The following is a 278-nucleotide window of genomic DNA, read 5'->3' as shown; positions in this document are numbered from 1 at the left end:
TCACTCAAAGACCTTGAGCGTGCCTACAAAAACTTTTTCGATAAGCGTGCCGACTTTCCACGGTTCAAGAAAAAAGGCATGGGCGACAGCTTCCGCTATCCCCAAGGATGCAAGCTAGACCAGTCCTTGCCTATCCGGTTGTTTCCCACGCTGGATGATGCTATGATTTTTACCCATGACAATGGACATCCATCAACGTGACGATCTGCCGTTCCCGCACTCGCTGCCGGAATTCCAGCGGCTTTTTCCAGATGTTGGGGCGTGTGCTGCTTACCTGG

Annotated in this window: 2 pseudogenes; both read left to right on the top strand. The window is 51.8% G+C overall.

Annotated features, from left to right (window positions below):
* A pseudogene (locus tag IV91_RS19985) lies at window positions 1-123 on the top strand (RNA-guided endonuclease InsQ/TnpB family protein); the annotation flags it as partial.
* A 52-nt stretch (window positions 124-175) separates the two neighbouring features.
* Window positions 176-278 (top strand): annotated as a pseudogene (locus IV91_RS19475) (IS1595 family transposase); the annotation flags it as partial.

The organism is Ferrovum myxofaciens, from assembly GCF_000735045.1.
In the GTDB taxonomy this organism is placed as follows: domain Bacteria; phylum Pseudomonadota; class Gammaproteobacteria; order Burkholderiales; family Ferrovaceae; genus Ferrovum; species Ferrovum myxofaciens.
The sequence above is the reverse complement of the archived record's forward strand: the minus strand, read 5'-3'. Positions and strand labels throughout refer to the sequence as shown.